This is a genomic window from Cupriavidus sp. 05N38, assembly GCF_056397345.1.
Genome location: NZ_JBFTNF010000053.1, coordinates 33,347 through 49,967, shown reverse-complemented (window position 1 = coordinate 49,967; position 16,621 = coordinate 33,347). Strand labels below are relative to the sequence as shown.

At 59.9% G+C, this 16,621-nt stretch carries 15 protein-coding genes; 3 read left to right on the top strand and 12 right to left on the bottom strand.

What is annotated here, in order from left to right; all coding sequences use genetic code 11:
• Positions 1 to 442: 442 nt before the first annotated feature.
• Positions 443 to 994: a hypothetical protein gene (locus tag AC1DK4_RS29980; protein ID WP_477131959.1), complete on the top strand. Its 552-nt coding sequence runs from the start codon at positions 443 to 445 to the stop codon at positions 992 to 994.
• Between the two features lie 48 nt (positions 995 to 1,042).
• On the opposite strand, the gene AC1DK4_RS29975 is transcribed toward AC1DK4_RS29980, so the two are convergent.
• The gene (locus tag AC1DK4_RS29975; protein ID WP_441619933.1) at positions 1,043 to 1,861 is read right to left on the bottom strand and encodes an HpcH/HpaI aldolase/citrate lyase family protein; all 819 of its coding nucleotides are present in this window, start codon (positions 1,859 to 1,861) and stop codon (positions 1,043 to 1,045) included.
• Positions 1,862 to 1,969: 108 nt separating this feature from the next.
• Positions 1,970 to 3,148, bottom strand: coding sequence for a CaiB/BaiF CoA transferase family protein (locus AC1DK4_RS29970; protein WP_441619931.1), 1,179 nt, complete (start codon positions 3,146 to 3,148; stop codon positions 1,970 to 1,972).
• A 346-nt stretch (positions 3,149 to 3,494) separates the two neighbouring features.
• Between AC1DK4_RS29970 and AC1DK4_RS29965 the strand changes: the two genes are divergently transcribed.
• On the top strand, positions 3,495 to 4,418 hold the full coding sequence (locus AC1DK4_RS29965) for a LysR family transcriptional regulator (RefSeq protein ID WP_441619929.1): 924 nt from the start codon (positions 3,495 to 3,497) through the stop codon (positions 4,416 to 4,418).
• Between the two features lie 217 nt (positions 4,419 to 4,635).
• On the opposite strand, the gene AC1DK4_RS29960 is transcribed toward AC1DK4_RS29965, so the two are convergent.
• From AC1DK4_RS29960 to AC1DK4_RS29950, 3 genes are read right to left on the bottom strand one after another with little or no spacing between them, the layout of a single operon-like run.
• Positions 4,636 to 6,105, bottom strand: a complete 1,470-nt coding sequence (locus AC1DK4_RS29960) for an aldehyde dehydrogenase (protein WP_441619927.1) — start codon at positions 6,103 to 6,105, stop codon at positions 4,636 to 4,638.
• A gap of 36 nt (positions 6,106 to 6,141) precedes the next feature.
• The gene (locus AC1DK4_RS29955) at positions 6,142 to 6,738 is read right to left on the bottom strand and encodes a thiamine pyrophosphate-dependent enzyme (RefSeq protein ID WP_441619925.1); all 597 of its coding nucleotides are present in this window, start codon (positions 6,736 to 6,738) and stop codon (positions 6,142 to 6,144) included.
• A gap of 2 nt (positions 6,739 to 6,740) precedes the next feature.
• Positions 6,741 to 7,274, bottom strand: a complete 534-nt coding sequence (locus AC1DK4_RS29950) for a phosphonopyruvate decarboxylase (protein ID WP_441619923.1) — start codon at positions 7,272 to 7,274, stop codon at positions 6,741 to 6,743.
• 125 nt (positions 7,275 to 7,399) lie between these two features.
• Between AC1DK4_RS29950 and AC1DK4_RS29945 the strand changes: the two genes are divergently transcribed.
• Positions 7,400 to 8,329 (top strand): LysR family transcriptional regulator, encoded by a 930-nt coding sequence (locus tag AC1DK4_RS29945; protein ID WP_441619921.1) that lies wholly within the window; start codon positions 7,400 to 7,402, stop codon positions 8,327 to 8,329.
• A gap of 19 nt (positions 8,330 to 8,348) precedes the next feature.
• On the opposite strand, the gene AC1DK4_RS29940 is transcribed toward AC1DK4_RS29945, so the two are convergent.
• The 7 genes from AC1DK4_RS29940 to AC1DK4_RS29910 form a co-directional block, all read right to left on the bottom strand.
• Positions 8,349 to 9,311: a Bug family tripartite tricarboxylate transporter substrate binding protein gene (locus tag AC1DK4_RS29940; protein WP_441619919.1), complete on the bottom strand. Its 963-nt coding sequence runs from the start codon at positions 9,309 to 9,311 to the stop codon at positions 8,349 to 8,351.
• Positions 9,312 to 9,666: 355 nt separating this feature from the next.
• Complete coding sequence (locus AC1DK4_RS29935; RefSeq protein WP_441619917.1) at positions 9,667 to 10,674, bottom strand: tripartite tricarboxylate transporter substrate-binding protein; 1,008 nt, start codon at positions 10,672 to 10,674, stop codon at positions 9,667 to 9,669.
• 420 nt (positions 10,675 to 11,094) lie between these two features.
• Positions 11,095 to 12,063, bottom strand: a complete 969-nt coding sequence (locus AC1DK4_RS29930) for a Bug family tripartite tricarboxylate transporter substrate binding protein (protein ID WP_441619915.1) — start codon at positions 12,061 to 12,063, stop codon at positions 11,095 to 11,097.
• A 66-nt stretch (positions 12,064 to 12,129) separates the two neighbouring features.
• A complete protein-coding gene (locus AC1DK4_RS29925) occupies positions 12,130 to 13,470 on the bottom strand; it encodes an NAD(P)H-dependent oxidoreductase (RefSeq protein ID WP_441619913.1) in 1,341 nt (446 codons plus the stop codon).
• 32 nt (positions 13,471 to 13,502) lie between these two features.
• Positions 13,503 to 15,197, bottom strand: coding sequence for an IlvD/Edd family dehydratase (locus AC1DK4_RS29920; protein ID WP_441619911.1), 1,695 nt, complete (start codon positions 15,195 to 15,197; stop codon positions 13,503 to 13,505).
• The gene (locus AC1DK4_RS29915; RefSeq protein WP_441619909.1) at positions 15,190 to 16,125 is read right to left on the bottom strand and encodes an NAD(P)-dependent oxidoreductase; all 936 of its coding nucleotides are present in this window, start codon (positions 16,123 to 16,125) and stop codon (positions 15,190 to 15,192) included. The genes AC1DK4_RS29920 and AC1DK4_RS29915 overlap by 8 nt, the downstream gene beginning before the upstream one ends.
• Positions 16,122 to 16,505 (bottom strand): VOC family protein, encoded by a 384-nt coding sequence (locus AC1DK4_RS29910; RefSeq protein ID WP_441619907.1) that lies wholly within the window; start codon positions 16,503 to 16,505, stop codon positions 16,122 to 16,124. The genes AC1DK4_RS29915 and AC1DK4_RS29910 overlap by 4 nt, the downstream gene beginning before the upstream one ends.
• Between the last annotated feature and the right edge of the window lie 116 nt (positions 16,506 to 16,621).

The following is a 16,621-nucleotide window of genomic DNA, read 5'->3' as shown; positions in this document are numbered from 1 at the left end:
GTGCAACGGCAAGAAGTACAGCCAATGCCAGAGAGGGGCGAGTGCGTCTCCGGGAACCGGTGCGGGGTCTTCACGGTCCACGGTCGCGGAGAGCGCCTTGACGGGGAACGCGGTTATCTCGTCGTGGGACTCGGTTGAATTACCGACCCACTCCTTCAGCTTGGCAGTGTCCATGAACGTCTCTTCGGTCTGTTTTCCTAGGCTCCCACTATGCACGGGCTACAGGCAACTTCCCATTCGCAAGTTCGGAACGAGCCTTTCGGCTGCACAGAAAACATCGAGCATGCGCTTATCCGAATGGCGCGTTCGGAAAAATCGGATTTACGTAGCGCGAAACTGTGGCCAAGATTGGCTCAAACCATCCGACTCAGCAAACCCCATGCGCGTCCAGATTCGTTGTCGCTCCCGAGTGGCGCTCCACAGACTCGTGCCGGCATTTCCCATGCGGATTACCTCCTGTCACGGCGAACATGTCCTTACGCGACGCGGCTTTTCGCGCACTATGCGAACGGACCGTGCTATCGACATTCCAGCTTTCGAATCCATCGACCTGCAACTCGGCGGCAGCGTGTTTTTCGCGTCCAGCTGTTATCTGGAACTCGCCGATGGGAACCCAAAGGAAATTGCCCTGGGCCCATCGCACCCAGGCGCGGAAACACCCTCATGKGCGCCGCTTCTGCGGGACATGATTTCGGGAACGGTCTTTCACCATCCGCAGGAGAACTGGAATGCGCACACGGTTGCTCATGCGCTGAGCACGACGCCCGAGCGGATCCGGACCGCTCTGTTCACGCAAGGCATGGCCTTCACGCATATATGCCGGACGCAACGTCTCATGCGCGCGCTGTTCGAGTCGATACAGTTCGAGCTCTCCGTCGCGGACCTGCGTGACAGAGTGGGCTGGGGTAGCAAAGGCGACCTGGAAGCGTCGTTCTACGATTGGTTTGGCGTCTCGCTCCAGACAGCCGCACGCCTGAGAGACGATGGACTGTAGTTCCTAGAATGCAATGCGGAGTGCGCGTGAAAGACAAGATGGATGCCTTCAATCCGGCTGCTCGCCGGCCTGCCTTAGCAGGTCCGACGCGCGCATGATGACCGGTGCATCTACCATTTCTCCGTCGAGTTGGAAGGCGCCCGGGCTGGTCTTGGCTCGCGCGAGAACCTTCTTCGCCCAGTCCAACTGAATTGCGGTAGGCCGATAGGCGTCGTTCACCCCAGAAACCTGCGCGGGATGGATACAGAGCTTTGCCCCGAATCCCAGCCGCCGACCGCGCTCACTCGCCCTGCGCAGTTCATCCACATCGGAGATGGATACCGTCACCCCATCCACTGGCGAAGCAATCCCCGCAGCCCGCGAGGCTAAGACGAGCATTGAACGAAAGTAGAGCAATTCCTCGTCATCGCCCTCGATGCCAAGCTCAGTCCGGAAATCCACGGTTCCGAATACAAGTCGCTCTACCCCGGACGCAGCAGCAATCTCGCTCACATTGGCCATGCCTTTGGCGGTCTCGACAAGCGGGAGAACCTTGACGCCCGGAGGGAGATGCCTCACCACCAGCGCAACATCTGCCGCGCTTTCCGCCTTCGGCAGAACGACGCCACGGACTCCGCCCTCGCGACACACACGGACGTCGCCCTCGAACCATTGCGTCTGCGTCGCGTTGATTCGTACCATTCCAGAGCCGCCGGTTGCCAGGTAGTCCGCCAGGAGGTGCCGGGCCCGGTCCTTGTCCTCAGCAGAAACGGCATCCTCAAGGTCAAGAATCACCATATCTGCGCCGCAGGCGTGGGCCTTGGCAAAGCGCTCGGGGCGATTGGCCGGCACAAAGAGATAGGAACGAGCAGAGGTGATGGTTGCCATTTGGTCAGATTCCAGTGAGCACGCGCGCATGCCCCCTCCCTCCCGAACGAGGCGTGAAGAGGCAGAGCGAATTGAGTGGGCCGCGTCAGTTCGCGGCAGAGCATGACGTCAGATTGCGCCTTCGCTGGTCAAGCGGGCGACATCATCACTGGTGTAGCCGAGTTCACGAAGAATGTTCTCGCTGTGCTGGCCAAGCGCGGGGATCGCATCCATCCGCGGCTCGAAAGATTGCGGAATCCCGGGTGGGAGCAATGCGGGAATGACCCCTACCGGTGATTGGACCGACGTCCAGCGCTCCCGCGCCTTGAGTTGCGGATGATTCCAGACATCCTTCATATCGTTCATGCGCGCGTTAGCAATCTGCGCGCGCTCCAGGCGCTCCACGACCGCATCGATAGTCAGCGAGGAAAATGCAGCGGTGATGATTTCCGTAAGCGCCACACGGCTCTTGGCACGGAGTGAATTCGAGACAAACCGCTCGTCCGTGGCAAGTGCAGGCTGTTCCAGGACAACCCGGCAGAAGGCATCCCATTCGCGCTCGTTCTGGAGACCGAGAATGATGGTCTTTCCGTCACCGGCCGTGAACAGGCCGTAGGGAAAAATGGTGGCATGCGATGCGCCTGCCCTCGGAGGCGGCGTGGCCCCGTCAAAAGCGTAATAGAGTGGATAGTTCATCCATTCGACCATACTCTCCAGCATCGAGACGTCGATATGCGCACCCCTGCAGGTCTTTCCACGCTGCAACAATGCGGCCAGGATGTTGGTGTACGCGTACATGCCAGCCGCAATGTCGGCAATGGAGCAACCCGCTTTCGATGGGCTCTCAGGCGTACCGGTGATAGAAACAAATCCAGACTCCGCCTGGATGAGCAGGTCATAGGCCTTCTTGTCGCGATAGGGGCCATCATTGCCATACCCTGAGATGTCACAGACGATGATGCCTGGGTACCGCTGCGACAGCACCTCGTAGGAGAGGCCGAGTCGGTCAGCAGCACCTGGGGCAAGGTTCTGGACAAGCACGTCGGCCTTGTCGAGGATTTTCTGGAGGATGGCGGGCGCTTCGCGGTGCTTGAGGTCCAGAGCAAGACTCTCCTTCGAGCGATTCGTCCAGGCGAAATGCGAGGACATGCCATCCACCCGCTCGTCGTAACCCCGGGCGAAATCGCCAACTTTCGGCCGCTCGACCTTGATGACCCGAGCCCCTAGGTCGGCCAACTGGCGGGTGCAAAAGGGGGCGGCAATTGCATGTTCTAGAGAAACAACGGTGATGCCATCAAGGGGACGCATAGCAGCCTTAGTAAGAAAGTACCTCGCCTAGCCCACCGCAGCGGGAACGGGCAAGAGAATCTGGTGCACGGCAGCCGCTTATTAAATCAGGACTCGCCACGCGATGCCGGCGCATCCTGCTTTACCGGCAGGTATCGGCTACATCTCGGAATATTTGCATTCCTGCGCTTGGGACTAGTCTCGCAGCACGGTGACCTACGGTAAATCTCGAATTCTCGAACCACTCGTTCGGCCTCACCGAAAGCAGTGCCTGGGAGCACTACCACCCACGCCTGGCAGGTGTTCCTAAAAACATCCTTTGCGACAAAAGTGACGCCTTGATACAGTTATGCTGAAGGAGTACTTTATGCACTTTGATTTCGCCGACCTCCGACTGTTCGCACGCATCGCCGAGGAGGAAAACCTGTCTCGCGGGGCGAAAAAGGCATTTTTGTCCCCCGCTGCGGCTAGTGCGAGACTTAAGGCGCTGGAAGACCAGCTGGGAACCCGGCTCTTCTATCGTGAAAGCAAGGGGCTGGCCCTCACTCCCGCGGGTGAACGTCTTCTTCGACATGCGCGGGTCATCGAGCGCCAGTTCGAACACGTGCGCAGTGACTTTGAGGAATTCTCGAAGGATTCGGTCGGCCATATACGCATCTTCGCGAATACAACCGCAGTCACGGAATTCATGCCTGAGGTGCTTGCCCGCTTCATGGCAGAGCGACCGGCAGTCACAGTGGACCTCCAGGAGCGCCAGACGCGCGACATTATTCGAGGGGTGCTGGACGCCAGCGCCGATTTGGGAATCATCTCTGGGCCGCTAAACCCGGAGGGGCTCGAGGTCGTCCATTTCAGTACGGACAAGTTGGTGTTGGTGACGCCTGTCGGGCACCCCCTGCTGGAAAGGTCGAACGTTTCGCTTGTTGACACACTAGAGTATGAGCATGTAAGCATGCATGAAGGAAGCACACTTCACGCGTTCCTTACCGACCTCGTCCGCGACGAGCGCCGCAAGCTGCAAATTCGAATTCAGGTTCGTAGTTTCGAGGCCATGTGCCGCATGATAGAAGCCGGGGTTGGCATTGGCATCCTTCCGCTATCGACGACTCTCCGCCATCGTCAGACGATGAAGCTGGAAATTCTGGAACTCGATGAACCGTGGGCCATACGCGAGCGCGTAGTGATTGCCCGGGATCTGGAGGGGCTTCCTGGCTGCGCGAAGGCCCTTATCGACGAACTCATCAAAGTCGCGGAGGCCGCGGGGGGTAGTCCGTGTGGACGCGTTGCATGAGCGGCAATTGGGTATCAACCGACTGCAGCACTCCGGGGCGAAGCTCCCTATTCGGCTGACGCCCAGTGGAAGCGAAATCCAGTGAGATTCCGCTTTTTGTCATCACGTTCTTTGGCAGGCGCCGCGGCACCTATTCGCCCTGGTGCAGCCGAAGGCAGCTTATCAACCGCCGGAAATACGGGCGCTGCGCGGCGCAAGCATCCGCGCAGGCCACGACTCAACGAATAGTGAACGGATTCCCTGAACGGGCGCCTGTGTTAATCCACACGCTCTTTGTCTGGAGGTACGCGCGGATGGCATCAATTCCGTTCTCACGCCCCAGACCCGAGTCCTTGTAGCCGCCAAAGGGGGACATGAAGCTGACGGCGCGATAGGTATTCACCCACACGGTGCCAGCCTGAATCCTTTCCGCCATCCGGAACGCCCTGCCGATATCTGAAGTCCACACGCCGGCTCCAAGCCCGTAGCAACTGTCGTTGGCAATCCTGACAGCGTCGTCTTCGTCCTTGAATTTCAGAATCGAAAGTACCGGACCAAACACTTCCTCGCGAGCGATGCGCATCTGCGGCGTCACATTGGAGAAGATGGTGGGCTCGACGAACCAGCCATCGCCGCAAGAGGCAGGGTGGCCGCCGAGCACAAGGTCTGCACCCTCGTCGGCTGCAATCTTGATATAGGCGAGAACCTTTTCGTACTGCGCCGGCGTCGTGATGGGGCCAACTTGCGTCGACGCGTTCATTGGATTGCCAAGCTTTGCCGTCTTCGCCAACGCGACGAGCTTCCCGACGAACTCGTCGTGGATATCCTCCTGCAGGAGCAGACGCGAGCCTGCGATGCAGGTTTGTCCGCTGGCCGCGAAGATTCCCGAGACAGCGCCGTTAACTGCATCCTCCATGCTTGCATCGTTGAACACGATGTTGGGTGATTTGCCGCCCAACTCCAGACTCACGTGCTTAAACTGTGCCGCGCATTGCTGATTGATCGCGCGGCCGGTGGCGTCGGAGCCTGTGAACGTCACCTTCTTGACAAGTGGATGCGTGACAAGCGGCGACCCAACCTCGGCTCCGAAACCCGTCACCACATTGAACACCCCCGCCGGGAAGCCGGCTTCCTGGAAGAGCAGAGCCAATTCCAAAGCAGAGACCGAAGTGAATTCGGACGGCTTTACGACTACCGTGCACCCGGAGGCCAGCGCCGGCGCGATTTTCCACGCCAACAGCATTAGCGGGGAGTTCCACGGTGTAATGGCGGCCACGACCCCCACGGGCTCATTCCGCGTGTAGTTGAAGTAGCCCTTCTTGTCGAGCGGAACGACTGTTCCCTCGATTTTGTCGGCAAGGCCGCCGAAATAGTAGAACCACTGCGGCAGATACTTGACCTGCGCGCTCATCTCAGCGAGCAACTTGCCGTTGTCCCGCACTTCAAACTCAGCCAGCTGCTCGGCATCCCTGGCGATAAGGTCTCCTAGCTTCCGCAGCAAAGCGCCACGCTGGGTGGCTGTCATTTCTGCCCACGGGCCAGCGCGGAACGCATTATCGGCTGCGTTGACCGCGCGGTCGACGTCCGCCTCCGTGCCGCGAGCGACCTGGGCCCAGGCTTTCCCGGTGAAGGGATTCTGGGTTTCGAACCAACGACCATCGCTCGCATTCGCGAAGGTCCCGTCGATGAACATTTGATACTGCTTCATGGCGCAATGCTGTCCGGATAGGTTAGAAGACTAGAGCTAGAGCGGCGCGAATCCCAGGTGCTGACGGAAGCGGTTCTTGACGAAGACACCGTCGCGCGGGGGCAGAGCGCGCTGATGCTCTTCCGCGGCGATGTACACCTGGGCCACGGTCATGCCATCCGCATTCTTGATTGCCTGCGTCAGCTTCTCCAGTTCCGCAATCTCGGAGACTTCGAGCGTCGAGCGCACACCGCATCCGGCTGCCACCTTTGCGAGGTTGGTGCCCAGGCTGGTATGGCTTTGCTGCATGCCGGTCTCACCGAAGTGACCGTTGTCAAGAATCACAACTGCCAGGTTCCTGGGGTTTTGAGCTGCGGCAGTGGCGAGACTGCCAATACCCATCAGCTGCTCGCCATCGCCTGTAATGGCAATGACCTGCTTTTCCGGTTGTGCCAGGGCCAGCCCGAGCGCAACCGAGGTAGACCCGCCCATGGCGCCCCAAAGATAAAAATTGGAAGGACGGTCCCCGGCCGCAAAAACGTCGTACGAAGGGGAGCCGAGACCCGTCACGACGAGTGCATCGGGAAACTGCCTCAGCAGGGCGGCAACGAATTCGCGGCGGTTAATCGCCGACTTGGAGGTCGAGGTAGTCATGTTCAGCGCACCCACTTTTTGCGGCCGATGAGGCTTTGAGAGAGAAGAATGGCGACGCGTTGTCCCGCGTCGAATGCGGAGACCAGTCCCGCGTCGATGAGTTCTGCGGCATCTTCCGGCGCGTCCACGCGATACACCGTGATGCCCATCAGCTCAAGCGCCTTGGCGGTGGCCAAGCCCATTGGCGCTTGCCACGGATTGAACTCGGCGTACTCGCCGCGCATGGTGACGATGGTGAAGAACGGGAAGCGGCAACTATCCAGCAGCGAGAACATATTCACGCAGTTGCCAACACCACTGCTCTGCATTAGCAGGACCGCGCGCTCGCCACCCAGCCATGCGCCGCTGACAACACCGACACCTTCTTCTTCGGTGGTAAGAACAACGTCGCGGATTTCGGGGTCCTCTTTGGCCCGTTTGATGACATGAGAATGGCCGGCGTCCGGCACGTAAGCAACCTGGCGAACCCCGTTTTGCTTGAGGACTTGAAAGATATCTTCTTGCCAGGCTAGGGGCTCGGAATTTGGATTGGTCATGGGAGATTGTCTCGGTGGGGAATGACTTCGGCTATCATATAATTGACTGGAAGGCTTTATGAAATACAATAATTTGATTCCTCCAATCAGTAATTTGGATAGTCAAAACGTGCCGTCGGAGATACATGGACATCAAACAACTGCGTGCACTGCTGGCCATCGCCGAGACCGGGAGCGCTACCAAGGCCGCCGAACTCCTTCGCATCGTTCAACCTGCCGTTTCCCGACATGTCAGGCTGCTTGAGGAGGAGTTCGGTGTAGAGCTTTTTGAGCGCGAGCGGCATGGAATGGTCCTCACGGAGGCCGGTAAGACATTGGTTGAGTACGGCCGGCGCGCGTTGCGCGAACTGGACCGGGCCAAGGCTGAGATTCAGCCAGTGAAAGGGGCGATTTCAGGCACAGCCGCCATCGGTCTGCTGCCGAGCACGTGTGAGTTACTGGCAGCAGAACTTGTCGCAACCGTGAAAGGCAAGCATCCGCAACTCGTTGTCCGGCTCAATGTGGGCTACGCAGGCAACCTCCTGCAGTGGCTTGAGGCAGGCGACGTTGAGATAGCGCTCTTGTACGACATCAAGGCTTCCCCTGGCCTGCAAGTAGAGGCGCTGCTCGACGAACAGCTCTATCTGGTCGGCCTGCCTGGCACTGTTCCACAAGGTGATGCRCACACCATCGAGAGCCTTCGAGACCTTCCGCTGGTGCTACCAAACGCGCCACACGGTCTTCGCACAGTGGTCGAGCATGCATGCGCTGTCGCAGGAATCAAACCCACTATCGCGGTCGAGACCAATTCCCTGGCTGTCCAGAAATCTCTGGTTGCAAAGGGCTTTGGGTACACGGTTCTGCCCAGCTCGGCGGTATCCGAAGAGCTGGAGAAAGGCATCTTGGCGGCTGCACCAATTACCTCCCCCAACCTCTCCCGGCGAATCGTGCTGGCACATGCGGCTACGCGTCGAATGTCCCCAGCCGCGAGCTTTGTTTCGGCGGAACTGGTGACCCTGGCCAAACGGCTGGTGCTTGATGGAGCTTGGCCAGGCGCCGAGTGGGTAGGCCCGTAGCGGCATGCATTGGCGACCGTTAGTCCGGCTGGATGTTTCCTGCCTTGATAACGTCTGCCCATCGTTGCGTCTCGGCCTGAACGAACCTGGCGGCTTTGTCGGGTGTGGAGTCCAAGATGGGCTCAACTCCAATCTTGGCTAGCCGCTCGCGGACTTCCGGGTCTTTGACCGTCTGCAACAACGCAGCGCTCAACTTCTGCACGACAGGGGCCGGCGTGCCTCGAGGCACCATCACCATGTTCCAGATGGATGTCTCGTAGTTTGGAAAGCCAGCCTCCTTCATCGTCGGCACATTCGGCAGCACACTGGAGCGTGTGCCCGTCGTCACGGCAAGAGGCTTCAGGCGCCCGGCCTTGATCATCGGTCCTGCGGTAGTAACCGCATCAGTGATGAACTGGAGATCGCCGGAAATCACAGACTGAACTGCCTGGCTTGCGCCTCGAAATGGCGCGTGGACAATGTCTAGATGCTCTTGGTACTTGAGCAACTCCACCGCCATATGCAGCGCACTACCCTTTCCTGCCGAACCGTAGCTGTACTTCCCAGGATTCTTTTTGATGTCGTCGACCAGTTCCCTGGCCGTGTCTGCCTTGACGGACGGATTCACGGCGAGAACCATCGGCACGGCTGCCACCAGCGCAACTGGCACTACCGCGTTGGGCTCATACGGCAGAGTCTTGTACAAGGAAGTGTTGATGGCATGGGAACTAGTGCCAAAAAGCAGCGTGTAACCGTCGGCCTTGCTTTTGGCCACGGCGTCAGTGGCGATAGTGCCTCCCGCCCCCGCCTTGTTCTCCACGACGACAGATTGGCCCAGTATGGCGCCCAGCTTGTTGCCCACAATGCGGGCCACCAGGTCCGTGCTTCCACCGGCGGCAAAACCCACAACCATGCGAATCGGATGGTCCGGGTATGCCGGCTGCGCTTGAGCGCCAAAGGTTACGAGCGCACCAATCCCCACTTGAACCAGCAAGCGTTTCATGTCTCTTCCAGGTAATTATTTGGTCGGGTGGTGTGTGCATCGATACCCGTTGCATCGATGGTATCTAGTACGGAGGCGCATGGTGAAATAGAAAATAATGCTGCTGCCATCAGTGGATGTTTTGGCTGCGCCCGGAAATCACTGGGACAACCCCGCATCCTTTGGCACAGGCGGCGACGCGCCGGGCCGACGTAACCCTGGGTCGTCCTAGGATGTTCTGAATGCGCGCTTGGCGCGGGGCAAAAACGCGAAAACGCCGGCTTGCATTCGCAATGCCGGCGTTTTCGTCGTCACGGGTTTCACTAGCTCCGACGCGCATGGCCGTGGTACTGGGCCATCCACGCAAGCGAGCGTCTTAGTCCGCCTCTACCTTCATCGTCTTCAACAACGGTTGCCACTTGTCGCTTTCCGCCTTAAGCCAAGTCTTCAGCCCCTCCGGAGTTTGCTTGTCTACCGGAACAATCTCGGCACCAAGCTCATCGAGTCGTTTGGAGACCATCGGGTCCTGCAGCGCCTTCTGCAGAGCCTTCGTGATACGTGCTGTCACTGCCGGCGGGGTACCCTTGGGAGCGTACAGCCCGTGCCACACTTTCATCTCGAAACCCTTGAGACCACCCTCTTGCAGGGTCGGCGTATTGGGAAGCGCCTTGATTCGCTTCGCCGTGGTGACCCCATAAACTTTGAGCCGGTTGGCGTTGATGTGCGACAGCGTCGAGGTCGTCTGGTCACACAGCAGGTCGACCTGACCGCCCAGCAATGCAGTAAGTGCCGGCCCCGTACCCTGATAAGGAATCGAGTTCATCTTCGCATTCACGGCCTCCTCGAACAGGAGCCCACACAGTTGCGAGACTGCACCCAGACCGGCGTTGGCCAGAGAGACCTTGTCCTTGTTCTGGGTCACGAACTTGACCAGGTCAGCAGCCGTTGTGGGCGGAAGGTCCTTACGCCCGAGAAGCGTCATTGGCACATCGGCAACTTGCCCGATGTACGCAAAGTCCCTTAGCGGGTCGTACGAAAGCTTCTTATACAACGCCGGCGCGGTCGCCATCCCATTGTGGTGAATCAGGATGGTGTAGCCGTCCGGCTGTGCTCGAGCGACATATGCAGCCGCCACCGTTCCGCCGGCGCCCAGGCGGTTCTCCACGATGACGCTTTGCCCCAGGTCCTTGGACATGGCCTGACCAAGCGCCCTGGAAACCACATCCGTCGGACCACCGGCCGAAAACGGCACGACGAGGGTGATGGGTTTTGACGGGAACGCATTTTCGGCCATCACTCCCGAGGAAATCCCGAACCCCACTACCCCCATGACCAGCCACTTGGCGCCAAGGCAAAGGCGCTTTACTCCGGTTCTGCAAATCATGTCAGTCTCCAATATCGTCTTGGCAGGCTACAGGCCTGCCTATTTCCTCGGTAGTGGCAAGGTTGCCGGAGAACAGGCACGGGGAGAATCCGGATTTTCTGAATGGGCCATACGGCTCGGGCGAACGCCGGCCACGACTCCTTGACTGGAGCTCATCCCGTAGACGCCGCACAGATGCTATCCCGCAGTTCAGCCTGGGCACGAATGCCGCGTGGAGATGAGGCGCGAGCGAGACAGCACGCGGGGCACGCGAAGACTAGTCCGTCGAAGGGAACGCCGTCCCAAAGAGATTTCGCCGTGTTGATCTGACCGCTGCCACAACCGGTCACGCAGCAGAGTGCTTTCCGCTCGTTGAACCTCGTCGGACAATACCCATCAGCCAACTCTGCATTGCACAGAGGGCGGATAGGTATCACGGTATTATTCGGCGGTGATATTTCCGTCCTTGATCACCTTCGCCCAAGTGGCGAGTTCCTGGGTCACGAATTTATCCAGGGTCGGAGGATCCATGTAGGCAGCAAAGCCACCCTGCTCCTCGATCTTCTTTTTGTACTCCGGGCTTTCCGCGATCTTCTGGATCGATGCGGAGAGCTTCTTGACGATGTCGGGCGGAGTGCCCGCCGGCGCGAATACCGCAAACCAGGACTCCACGTTGTAGCTTGGCAGGCCCGCTTCGGCAGTTGTCGGGACATCAGGCATCGAAGGATGGCGCTTGGGCCCCGTGTAAGCCAGTGCCTTGATTTTCCCGGCCTTGACCTGACCGATTACCGACGGCGGTGTCGTCACGAACATGTCGACCTGGCCGCCAATGAGGTCGCTCACCACCGGGCCGGCACCCTTGTACGGGACGTGGGTTACCGGGACCTGCGCTTGATTGCCGAACATGACGCCCGCGATATGCTGGATGGAGCCGTTGCCCGATGACGCAAAGAACAAGCCTCGATTGTTCTTCTTGCCAAAGGCAATCAGGTCGCGCAAGTTCTGAGCCGGAATCTTGCCGCTGACAGCGACGACATGCGGGGCACGCATCACCAGGGCCACAGATACGAAGTCCTTGGGTTTCCAGCGCGCTTGGGGAAACAGCGCCGGATTGCCCACGTGATAGCCAGAATATTGCATCAGGAGCGTGTAGCCATCCGGCTTGGCTCGTGCGACAGCTTCTGTGCCAATGTTTCCACTGGCACCAGGCCGGTTTTCAATCACGATAGGCTGCCCCAGGTCCTTGGTCAGCTGCTCGCCGATGAGCCGCGCGACTATATCGGTCGACCCGGCGGGTGCGCTCGGGACAACCATCGTGACAGGCTTGCTGGGATAGGCGTCTGCTGCCAGCACCGGCCATGCGGACACAAGTACGAGCGCCGTCACAGCGGCTTTAACGCTCCATTTCATTTTTCTGTCTCCTTGATATATATGCCGGGAAGGCCTTGCCATCCCGGCCTTGTCACCGGTTTTCCGTTACTTCCGGAACAGTGCTTCCATCTCTTTACGAACACGGTAGGCCGGTTGCTCTGCGTCGATGACCACGTCCTCCCAAGTGAGGGACTGGTCCTTGGAGACATCGCGACGCAGCTTCAGGTTATGGGCGAGACCCAGAGGCAGACTGCCAACACGGAGCGACTCCTTCGCTGGGAAGAGCTTGCCAAACACCGTGTAGCCGCCTTCGCCATCAAGCATTTCCCCTGCCTTCAAGTCCCGCTTTGCGGTTGCGACGACGTCCGCATTGAAGTGCTGTGCCACGCCAGTCGGTTCGCCGCGGAGCCCGACGCTTGCCACGGAGATGCCCAGTTCCAGGCCGATGAGGTGCCATTTCTTGTACTGCACCATGCACTGCCCGTCGGGGTCAGTGAAGACCTGGTACTCCTTGAAGCAGCGGCGAATGTACTCAGTCGGTGCCTCAACGCAGACCCACACACCCTTGCGGATGTCGTAGCCCACAGAGGTACCGTCGGGGTTCAGCGACGACACCACATCGACCACACCCTTGGCCGACAACACGCCGCCGTCGGACTTGAGACGCATGACGGTGGGAATCTTCTCGACGGACGCCGGCGCGAAGGTGATACCTTCGGCCTGCACCTGAAGACCGGTGGCATTTGCAATGGCAGTGCTTTCGATAGCCGGCTTGGAACCATCGAGGAAGGCATTGAACATCTTCGGGTTCATGCCGCCGACGCGAGCCTGCTCGGCCGTCACGCCCCAGTGGTCCCAGACCGTATCGGGCGTCGATTCGCGGAACTTGGGCAGCCACTTGTGGCCTCGCCCCGCTGCGATGATAGGGAACCCGCACGTGCGAGCCCAATCGACCAGCTCGCAAGCCAGGCCCGGTTGGTCGCCATAGGCCAAGGAGTACACCACGCCAGCCTCGCGGGCACGATGAGCCAGCAGCGGGCCGCAGAATGCATCGGCTTCGACCGTGACATTGATGACGTGCTTGCCGTGCTTGAACGCGGCAAGACAGTGGTCGACGGCAGCAATCGGGTTACCCGTACATTCAATGATGATGTCGACACCGGGGTGCGCGACAAGCGCCTCCCAATCGTCTCCGACATGCGTCGAGCCTGTGCGAACCGCGTCGTCGAGCGATGCCGCCTTGGCGCGACCGGGCTCCCAGCCCACGCGTTCAAGGCTGGCGTGGGCGTTTGCCGGCACAAGGTCAGCAATGCCAACCATGTGCACGCCAGGTGTGCGAGGCACCTGCGCCAGGTACATCGAGCCAAACTTGCCTGCGCCAATGAGGCCAACGCGCACGGGCTTGCCTTGCTCGGCACGCGCGAGCAACTGAGGATAGAAATTCATGGTCCAATCCAGTGAGGTGGAAACGAAATGCGTCARATACGGGACTGGGCGAGGAAGTCCAGGTCGCAGCCTTCGGGGGCTTGCATGACGGTACGCTGATAGAGCTCCTGATATCCGCCGCGCTTCCGAGGCAGTGGCTTGCGCTCGGCAAGACGGCGTGCGATTTCTTCCGGCTCGACCAGCAGGTCGATGCTCTTTTGAGACACCGACAAGCGAATCCGGTCGCCGTTGCGTACCGCTTCCAGCGGGCCTCCTGCCGCTGCCTCAGGCGATACGTGCAGCACGATGGTTCCGTAGGCGGTTCCGCTCATACGTGCATCCGAGATACGCACCATGTCCTTCACGCCAGCCTTCGCGAGCTTCGAGGGAATGGGAAGGTAGCCGGCTTCCGGCATCCCCGCGGCCAGTGGGCCGGCGTTCTTCAGCACGAGGATGTCGTTGGCGTTGACATCGAGGTCGGGCGAATCGATTCGGTCCGCCAAGTCTTCCAGACTTTCGAAGACAACTGCGCGTCCTTCGGTCTCGAACAGGGAGGGCGTGGCGGCGGCCCGCTTGAAGATTGCACCATCGGGTGCAAGGCTGCCATGTAACGCAATCAGCCCGCCGACATTGCTTACCGGCTGGTCGAACGACCGAATGACCTTTCGGTCAATCCATCCGGCGGGTTCATCGAGGCGCTCGCGAAGTGTGCTGCCGTCAATCGTGAGGCAGTCCAGGTTCAGCAAGGGGCGCAGCTCCCGGAGCACCGCCCCCATACCACCGGCCGCGTGGAAGTCCTCCATATAGCCCTCACCCACGGGCTTAAGGTCCACCAGCACTGGTGTCTCATCCGAAATCTCGTTCAGGCGTTGCGGGCTGATGCGGATGCCGAGTCGCCCCGCAACGGCGGTCAGGTGAATGATTGCGTTGGTCGAACCGCCCAGCGCCATCAGCACCCGGAATGCGTTCTCGACCGACTGCCCGGTCATGATCTGGGAAGGCAGAATGGGAGAGTGCGCCAGTCGCACCGCCGCTCTGCCGCTCTCTTCCGCGGCTACCAGTCGCTGCGAGTCGACAGCAGGAATCGCCGCCGTACCGGGCAATGACATGCCCAGGGCTTCTGCAATGCAGGCCATCGTGCTGGCGGTGCCCATCACAGCGCAGGTGCCCGCCGTGGTGGCCAGTCGCGTTTCCACCATCTGGATTTCGCCCTGGTCAATTTCTCCGGCGCGGAACTTGCCCCAGAAGCGGCGGCAATCGGTGCACGCGCCCAGTCGCTCACCCTTGTGTCGGCCCGTGGACATCGGCCCGGTGACCAGTTGAATTGCGGGACGATTTGCAGATGCAGCGCCCATCAGCTGGGCGGGTACAGTTTTGTCGCAACCGCCAATCAGCACGACAGCGTCCATCGGCTGCGCCCGTACCATTTCCTCGACGTCCATCGACATCAGGTTGCGGTAGACCATGCTCGTCGGGTTAAGGAACACTTCGCCCAGAGAAACAGTGGGGAACATGCGCGGAAGGCCGCCCGCGGCCAGCACCCCACGCGAAACCGCTTCCACCAGTTGCGGCATGTAGCGGTGGCAGTTGTTGAAATCGCTAGGGGAAGCTGCGATGCCGATTACGGGTCGCGAGAGCAGCTCTCCAGAAATGCCCATCGAGTGCGCCATCGAGCGGCGCAGGTAACGCGCGAAGTCACGGTCACCGTAGTTCGTCAGTCCATTGTCGAGGCCAAGCGGTTCAGCCATGTTGGTTCTCCATGTGGGGTGCTGCGGCGCCGAACTGCACGGCCAGCATGTCTTCAAAGAATCGGGTCATTGCGCCCTTGTCGCTGGTACCGTGGCCGGCCAGAAGGCTTATTTGATAGGTCGCGGTCGCGGCAGCAAGGACCGGCATGGGGATGCAGTGGCGCGCACCAAGCTCGGCGGCGCTAACCAGGTCCTTGTAGGCGGCCTTGAGCGGATAGCCGTCGCTGAAGTGGCGTGCCAGGATGCGCGGCAGGAAGAATTCCGAGGCGTAGCTGCGCCCCGTGCCGCTGTTGATGACTGATGCAATCTTCTCCGGGTCAAGTCCCATCTTTCGCGACATGGGCAGGATCTCTGCGAGCGCGGCACAGTTGATATCAAACAGCAACTGATTGACGAGTTTCGTCAGCTGTCCGCTGCCTGCGTCACCCATGTACAGAATGTTGTTGCCCATACGTTCGAGCCACGGCCTGACCGTTTCGAATGTCTCTTCGGCGCCGCCGCACATGACAGTCAGCGTTCCTGCTTCCGCGCGCGATTGCATACCCGACACCGGCGCATCCAGGAACGCGATGCCGGCAGCCGAAAGACGAGCATGGATGTCCATCGTGGCACCGTGCTCCATGGTGCTGGTATCGACGACGATAGACCCCGGGCGAAGCAGCGATGCCAAACCGCCCTCGCCGAACAGCACATCGAGTACTGATGCCGTGCCTGGCAGGCTCAGGAACACGATATGCGCGTCGGTCAATCCGGCGAGGTCTTCAGTCGTCGTAGCTCCCGCCGCCCGCAATTCCGGATAGGCGTCTTGCAGCTTCGACGCGACCAGCAGGTCCGTGTCGGCATGAATAAGGTTCAGCGCCATTGGCTTGCCCATCTGGCCAAGGCCAACGAAGCCAACGATAGTGCGGTCGGACTTTGCGCCAGTCATGCGTCGGCCCTCTCGGAGATTTCAATCAAATTGAGGTCGGGGTCGCGCAGGTAGATCGAGCGAATGCGGTAGTTGGCCCCGGTGCGGGCCACTGGCCCTTCGATGATGTGAGCGCCGCGGGCATTCAGTTGCGCGATGACTTCATCCAGCGCAATCGCCGCGATAAAGCAGAGGTCCAGCGCGCCAGGCACGGGAAGATGGGCCTTCGGCTCGAATTCCTTGCCCCTCACATGCAGATTGATTTTCTGCTCGCCGAACTTGAAGGCTTTGCGGCCTTCTCCGAATGTCTCGAGTGTCATTCCCAGCAGGCCAACGTAGAAGTCTACGCATGCCTGCTCGTTGCTCGTGGTCAGTACGAGATGGTCCAAATGGTGAATCACGGGAGTCTCCTTCTTGCAATTCCGCGAATGAAGCGAATGTATGCGCGCTGGGCGATTGGGCGGAATTCCTAATTTCACATGCATCCTTCGCGTTTTGCGAAGGATGCATGTGCGCT

Bases quoted from the DNA above. Each gene is read 5' to 3' on its own strand.
- AC1DK4_RS29955 (WP_441619925.1), bottom strand. From the start codon at position 6,738: ATGACTACCTCGACCTCCAAGTCGGCGATTAACCGCCGCGAATTCGTT.
- AC1DK4_RS29970 (WP_441619931.1), bottom strand. From the start codon at position 3,148: ATGCGTCCCCTTGATGGCATCACCGTTGTTTCTCTAGAACATGCAATT.
- AC1DK4_RS29940 (WP_441619919.1), bottom strand. From the start codon at position 9,311: ATGAAACGCTTGCTGGTTCAAGTGGGGATTGGTGCGCTCGTAACCTTT.
- AC1DK4_RS29930 (WP_441619915.1), bottom strand. From the start codon at position 12,063: ATGAAATGGAGCGTTAAAGCCGCTGTGACGGCGCTCGTACTTGTGTCC.
- AC1DK4_RS29960 (WP_441619927.1), bottom strand. From the start codon at position 6,105: ATGAAGCAGTATCAAATGTTCATCGACGGGACCTTCGCGAATGCGAGC.
- AC1DK4_RS29915 (WP_441619909.1), bottom strand. From the start codon at position 16,125: ATGACTGGCGCAAAGTCCGACCGCACTATCGTTGGCTTCGTTGGCCTT.
- AC1DK4_RS29950 (WP_441619923.1), bottom strand. From the start codon at position 7,274: ATGACCAATCCAAATTCCGAGCCCCTAGCCTGGCAAGAAGATATCTTT.
- AC1DK4_RS29975 (WP_441619933.1), bottom strand. From the start codon at position 1,861: ATGGCAACCATCACCTCTGCTCGTTCCTATCTCTTTGTGCCGGCCAAT.
- AC1DK4_RS29925 (WP_441619913.1), bottom strand. From the start codon at position 13,470: ATGAATTTCTATCCTCAGTTGCTCGCGCGTGCCGAGCAAGGCAAGCCC.
- AC1DK4_RS29965 (WP_441619929.1), top strand. From the start codon at position 3,495: ATGCACTTTGATTTCGCCGACCTCCGACTGTTCGCACGCATCGCCGAG.
- AC1DK4_RS29935 (WP_441619917.1), bottom strand. From the start codon at position 10,674: ATGATTTGCAGAACCGGAGTAAAGCGCCTTTGCCTTGGCGCCAAGTGG.